The following is a 6,244-nucleotide window of genomic DNA, read 5'->3' as shown; positions in this document are numbered from 1 at the left end:
CGCAGAAGCGACCGAGCGCTTAAATCAATTTATACACCTCTGGGAAAAAACATATCCTAAGCTGATTCAACAATTAAAACTAAAACATAACTTATTTTCGTTTATGCATTTCCCGAAGGCGATTTGGGCCTCCTTGTATACTAACAATCTATCGGAAGCGATTAACAAGCAAATCAAACGCATTACGAAAGTAAAAGAACAATTTCCTCACGATGCTTTTTTAGAAAAGACGATCTATTGTTATGTCGCAGAATATAATACAAAATTTGGTCAACGCATTCATAAAGGATTCGGCAAAGTTCACTATGAGCTCATGTCCTTGCTTGAGCAAAATTTACCCGTCTATCAAGCGTGTTTAACCCAAACAGCCATGGACACGCAAGCTTCTTAATAGTAGCCCCTAGCGCCCTATGGTTGATTCCCTCGCATTGTCGATATGTTTTATATGGATAGCGACTGAATTCATAGTAGGGGGTTATAAAACATATCGACAATGCGAGGTTGAAGGAACATTCATAAATTGAATAAGTGTTTACAATCTTCATGAGAAGGTTACACAAGAAATTTGACACTGCCCCGAAAGTTTTTGACTTTCAAATATCAAATAATATGCAGTATAATATGGTATATATACACAAAAGGAGCTATCTATGAGAATATTAACTGTTGAAGACGATACTTTGATAAGAGAGGGAATCAGTGAATATCTTTCAGAATTTGGATATACGGTTATTCAAGCCAAAGATGGAAGGGAAGCCTTGTCAAAATTTAGTAGTGATGTAAATTTGGTTATCTTAGACATTCAGATACCTTTTGTAAATGGTTTAGAAGTATTGAAGGAGATTAGAAAGAAAAGCAAATTACCAATTCTAATGTTGACTGCCTTTAGTGATGAAGAATATAAAATTGATGCATTCACTAATTTAGTAGACGGATACATAGAAAAGCCGTTTTCATTGCCGGTCTTAAAGGCTAGAATAGATTCATTAATTAAGAAGAATTATGGTCATTTAGAAACATTGGAATATAAGGGCTTATCTGTAAATTTTAATAGCTATACAGCTAAAATCAATGATGAAGAAATAGATGTAAATGCAAAAGAACTAGAAATATTAAAATGTTTATTGGATAACGAGGGACAAGTCTTATCAAGAATGCAAATTATTGATAATGTCTGGAAAGATAGTGAAGAAATTCCTTATGATCGAGTAATAGATGTATATATAAAAGAACTTAGAAAAAAATTAAAATTAGATTGTATCACAACTGTAAGAAATGTCGGATATAAATTGGAGAGAAAATGAAAAACTTAAAGATATTTCCCAAAATGTTCACACAAATCTTTTCTATTCTTGGAATAATAATCATATTAGTGCATTTATTAGTTTTTTTTATCTTTCCTAAAACATATTTGGAAACAAGAAAAGAAAAGATTCATAATATGGCAAATGAAATTTCCAGTAATATGGATGGAAGAGAAATAAAATATGTAGAGCAAACTTTGGATCTCTATTCTAAAAGTAGTAAAATAAAAGCGTTTATAAAAGAAAATAATAATAATAATAATGAGTTGCAGATCAAAGATAATATAAATTTTAATTTAGAAAGTGATAGTAATTCTTTGATAATTGAGGAAAGAGAAATAAAACTGAATGATGGAAAAAAGGCAAATATACAATTTGTTTCGATAGCAGATATGCAGAAAGAAGCGAAAGATTTAAGCCTTACATTTTTACCATATTCTTTATTAATATCCATCTTATTTTCTGTCATTATTTCTTTATTGTATGCAAAATCAATAAAAAACAATATACAAGAAATAAAAATCGTTACTGATAAAATGATGAAACTTGATAAAAAAACACGTTTAAAAGTGAATTCTAATGATGAGATTGGACAACTCAAACACCAAATTAATGATTTATATTCTGCTTTATTAAGAACCATTAACGATCTAGAATTTAAAAATAAAGAAATTATAAAATTGGAAAAGTTAAAATATGATTTTTTTAAAGGGGCATCTCATGAACTTAAAACGCCTCTAGCGAGTCTTAAAATAATACTTGAAAACATGAAATATAATATTGGGAAATATAAAGAACGAGATATTTATATTAACGAATGCATTGAAATCGTTGATAGTATAACAAAAAATATTTCTCAAATATTATCAGTTCATTATATAGAAAAATTGAGTAATGATGAAGAATATTTGAAAATAAATGATACTTTAGAAGATGTATTAAAACAGTATGAAATATTGGCAAATCAAAAGAAAATTACGGTCAATATTGATTTATTAGATGAAAATGTTTATATAGGAAAAACAGCTTTAAAAATGATTCTATCTAATTTGGTTAGTAATGCTGTAAAATATACGGATGTAGGTGGGGTAATTCATATAGGGAAAGAAAATAGTTGGTTATATATAAAAAATTCAAACCTTAATAATAAAATTTCTAACATGGATCAACTATGTGATGTTAAATTTGATTTAAATAAGGAAAATAGTAATGGATTAGGTTTATATATTGTCAGTAATATTCTGAATAATTACAATATAGAATATAAAGCATTGCAAGATGAAGAGTTTTTTATATTTAAAATTAAATTCTTTTCCGATTGAAGTAAGATGTTAGATAATTTGTTTCATGTAGTTTCCAGTCTTTTCTGTGGCATAGAATGTTTCTATTTATTTTTAGATTATTAGTAGGAGAAATCACAATTCCGAATAAAGCGTATTTGAAAATATAGAGCCTTTGGAGTAAATTCTGTATCCTTATTTTTTATAGTATCATCTATACAAATTAAAATTTGTCAGGTGGTGGAACTTCTTCTCCAGTTCTGGACTTTAAGTCCCTATATTCCTTACTTTCTGATGATTATAAAATAGTTGTTGTAGAAAAGTTTGGATATGGCTTTAGTGATGTTGTGGATAAGGAAAGAAGCATAGACTCTATACTTGAGGATAGCAGAACAGCCTTGACTAAAGCTGGTGTCGTTGGACCTTATGTACTATGCCCACATTCGATGTCAGGGATAGAGGCGCTTTATTGGAAACAAAAATATCCAGAAGAAGTAGAAGCTATTATAGGGCTTGATATGGCAGTTCCAGAAGCCTACGAAGATTATAAAATAAATATTCCAATGCTCAAAATCTCCCAGTTTGCGGCAAGAGTTGGTATTACTAGGATTCTGCCTGGCATTTCAGAAAGTGAAGCGATTAAAAACGGTACTCTTTCCGATTTGGATAAAGAACTCTATAGAGCTATATTTTATGAAAAAACTGCGACCACAACAATGTTGAATGAAGTTTCAGCGATTAAAGAGAATGCGAAAATCGTTCATAATAATGGAGTTCCACAATTTCCTATGCTTTTGTTTGTTTCAAACGGAATTGGAACCGGTTGGGAAGAGAAACTTTGGATAGAGTATCAAAGTTCATATATTGAAAATGTTGAAAATGTTAAATTTATTAATTTAGATTTTCCTCATTATGTTCACGATTATGAGTACAGGAAGATTAGTGAAGAAATAAAAGCTTTCTTAACAAAAATACATAATTCTAATAAAAGCATATGGTAACGATGAATACGGGTTTCAAGCCCTATTCTAAAGAAATGAAATATAGATTGATGGACGCTCAGAATAATTTTGGTACATATTTGGCCTAAAAAGCATATTAATTAATGTTAAAAATAAATGAATAATAGGTTAAGAATTTTTTATCAAAATAAATACTATTAAATTTGGAGGAAGAACAAAGTGAAGAATATTGTAATTAAAGAAGATATAATACCGAACTTAGAAAGCGTTGTAAATTTATATGGTGATGTTTTTTGGAGTGCATACACTTCTAATCCAGAGCAATTGGAGAATGCCTTAAATAATTCATTGAAGATATGGACTGCATGGGAGGATAGTCTATTAATAGGCTTAGCAAGAGTCGTTGGTGATGGATGTACTATCATATATATTCAGGATATTTTAGTTTTAGAAGCATATCAGGGAAGAGGTTTAGGTAGTCAGTTTTTGGAAATGATTCTTGAAGAGTATCAAGATGTTCGACAAATTATTTTGTTAACAGATGATACCGAAAAAACGATAAGTTTTTATGAGAAAAAAGGGCTTAAACAAGTTAATAAATATAACTGTGTAGCTTTCATGAAATAAGAAATTACATCAGAGTTCATAGTTTATTATGATATGAGCTCTGATAACGATCAGTTAAGTGAGAATGGAAAAAAGGATATTTGAATAATCTAACAGATGCCCCTGAAAGAAGAACAACCATAACCTTGAAAGAACTTAATGCCGAATTGGTGGGGAAAAGAGCGCTACGCAAAAGTATTGAAAGATTGAAAATTCTGATTTTTAGGAATTTAGATTTTATCAATAAACAATTAAATTATATATGAATAATTAATAGTATATACAATACTTCCTTTTGTTATGAACAAGGAAATAATATTCGATATCATAAAAAAAAATAATGGAATAATTACGGCAAATGAAGTAAATGAAAACAATATTGATTCCTGGTATCTTACAGATATGGTTCGCAATGGTGAACTTGAAAGGGTGACTAGAGGGGTGTACTTTGATCCGTCTTATGACAATTATGATGAGCTATATTTTTTTCAGCTTCAAAATAAGGTTTGCATTTATTCTTATCAAACGGCACTTTATCTACACGATCTTACAGAAAGACTACCTTTTATTAACGAGGTCACTGTATACCAGGGATATAATACATGGCGAATAAAGGATAAAGTTATGCCTCATCGAGTAAAAAAAGAATGGTATGAAATTGGAATTACTAAGATAAAAACCGAGATAGGTAATAAGGTAATTTCCTATGATATGGAAAGAACGCTTTGTGATATTGTAAGAGACCGGAAAAATCAAGATCCCGAAATATTTTCAAAGGCCTGGAATTTTTACCTCAAAAAAAATAATAAAGATATATGGAAGCTTAGAAAATATGCGAAAATTTTTGGAATATCTAAACAGGTAGAAGAAATAATAGAGGTACTTATATATGAATAAAGGTAGTTTAACTGTGAGGCTTAGAAATAGAGCGAACGAATTGAACATTAATTATAACCTGGCATTAACTCAATTTTTCTTTGATGAATTTTTAAGACTTTTGTCACAGAGCAAGTTCAAAGATAATTTTATGCTAAAAGGTGGTATGCTTTTGAGTTATACTTTAGGAGTTCAAAATAGAGCTACCCAAGATATTAATTTTTTAGTAAAAAGGATAAATCTTGACTCTCACAATATTAAATCTATCTTAATATCAATCCTTTCATATTCAAAGCAATCAGATGTCTGGTTTGAAATTGAAGGAGAAGGTGAAGAAATTCGTTCTGAAGATGAGTACGGTGGCCTTAGATTTAAAATGATTGGCCATCTTTCAAATATGAAGATTCCATTTGCTGTAGATATTGCAACAGGAGATCCAGTTTATCCGAATCCTGTTGAAAAAAATTATCAAACAATTTTAGGTGATAGATATGAACTTAAATTTTATCCAATAGAATCTGTTTTATCTGAAAAACTCCACACTATATTAGTCAGGGCTGAAAATAATAGTAGAAGTAAGGACTACTATGATATTTATACCATTCTTAACAAACAGTTAGAAAAGATTGATTTTGAGGATTTGAAAGTAGCCGTATCACTTACCTTTAGATATAGACAAACAGTAATTTCTAAGGAAAGAGCTGTTGAAATTATTAATCTTATAAAACTTGATGAAGCAATTAGGGATAGATGGGATAGATATCAAAAGAAAAATCCATATGCTAAAGGAATAAATTTTGAGCTAGTTATTGAAACAATTTATAAATTGATTAATGAAGTAATGTAAGAAATTGTTATCTAAAGCTAATAGTATAAAATCTGTGATAAAGTCCATATAATTGTGTAAAAGACAAAAGGCCATGTAGCAGCCCTTTTTACGGTACAATGTTTTTAACCACAAAAACATACCCAGGAGGACTTTACATGACCCAAGTACATTTTACACTGAACAGCGAAGAGGTTCAAAACATTATTGAACGATCAGTTAATGATGATGTTTCTAAAAAGATTTTAACTACTGTTTTCAACCAATTGATGGAAAATCAACGAACAGAATATATTCAAGCCGATGCGTATGAACGTTCAAAAAGTCGGCAAAGTCAAAGAAACGGCTATTATGAGCGAGAATTTACTACTCGGGTAGGAACACTGGATT

General features: G+C 29.8%; 8 protein-coding genes. All 8 read left to right on the top strand.

The genetic code is table 11. The features are described from left to right. A partial coding sequence (locus BMX34_RS09480; protein ID WP_200793448.1) for a transposase occupies positions 1 to 391 on the top strand: 391 nt, incomplete at its 5' end. Between the two features lie 259 nt (positions 392 to 650). Then, on the top strand, positions 651 to 1,304 hold the full coding sequence (locus BMX34_RS09475; RefSeq protein ID WP_092572761.1) for a response regulator transcription factor: 654 nt from the start codon (positions 651 to 653) through the stop codon (positions 1,302 to 1,304). Next, positions 1,301 to 2,626 carry a HAMP domain-containing sensor histidine kinase gene (locus BMX34_RS09470; protein WP_092572760.1) on the top strand — a complete coding sequence of 442 codons (1,326 nt, stop codon included), beginning with the start codon at positions 1,301 to 1,303 and terminating at the stop codon, positions 2,624 to 2,626. Before BMX34_RS09475 ends, BMX34_RS09470 begins: the two co-directional genes overlap by 4 nt. 188 nt (positions 2,627 to 2,814) lie before the next feature. Further along, the gene (locus tag BMX34_RS09465; protein WP_200793447.1) at positions 2,815 to 3,585 is read left to right on the top strand and encodes an alpha/beta fold hydrolase; all 771 of its coding nucleotides are present in this window, start codon (positions 2,815 to 2,817) and stop codon (positions 3,583 to 3,585) included. A 180-nt stretch (positions 3,586 to 3,765) separates the two neighbouring features. Continuing rightward, positions 3,766 to 4,173, top strand: a complete 408-nt coding sequence (locus BMX34_RS09460; protein ID WP_092572759.1) for a GNAT family N-acetyltransferase — start codon at positions 3,766 to 3,768, stop codon at positions 4,171 to 4,173. A gap of 279 nt (positions 4,174 to 4,452) precedes the next feature. Continuing rightward, positions 4,453 to 5,049, top strand: coding sequence for a type IV toxin-antitoxin system AbiEi family antitoxin domain-containing protein (locus tag BMX34_RS09455; protein ID WP_092572758.1), 597 nt, complete (start codon positions 4,453 to 4,455; stop codon positions 5,047 to 5,049). Beyond that, positions 5,042 to 5,875 (top strand): nucleotidyl transferase AbiEii/AbiGii toxin family protein, encoded by an 834-nt coding sequence (locus BMX34_RS09450; protein WP_092572757.1) that lies wholly within the window; start codon positions 5,042 to 5,044, stop codon positions 5,873 to 5,875. Before BMX34_RS09455 ends, BMX34_RS09450 begins: the two co-directional genes overlap by 8 nt. A gap of 137 nt (positions 5,876 to 6,012) precedes the next feature. Further along, a partial coding sequence (locus tag BMX34_RS09445; RefSeq protein ID WP_200793446.1) for a transposase occupies positions 6,013 to 6,244 on the top strand: 232 nt, incomplete at its 3' end.

The sequence above is a fragment of the Ignavigranum ruoffiae genome, assembly GCF_900110675.1.
Classification (GTDB): Bacteria; Bacillota; Bacilli; order Lactobacillales; family Aerococcaceae; genus Ignavigranum; species Ignavigranum ruoffiae.
This window is presented reverse-complemented; position numbering and strand designations above follow the sequence as displayed.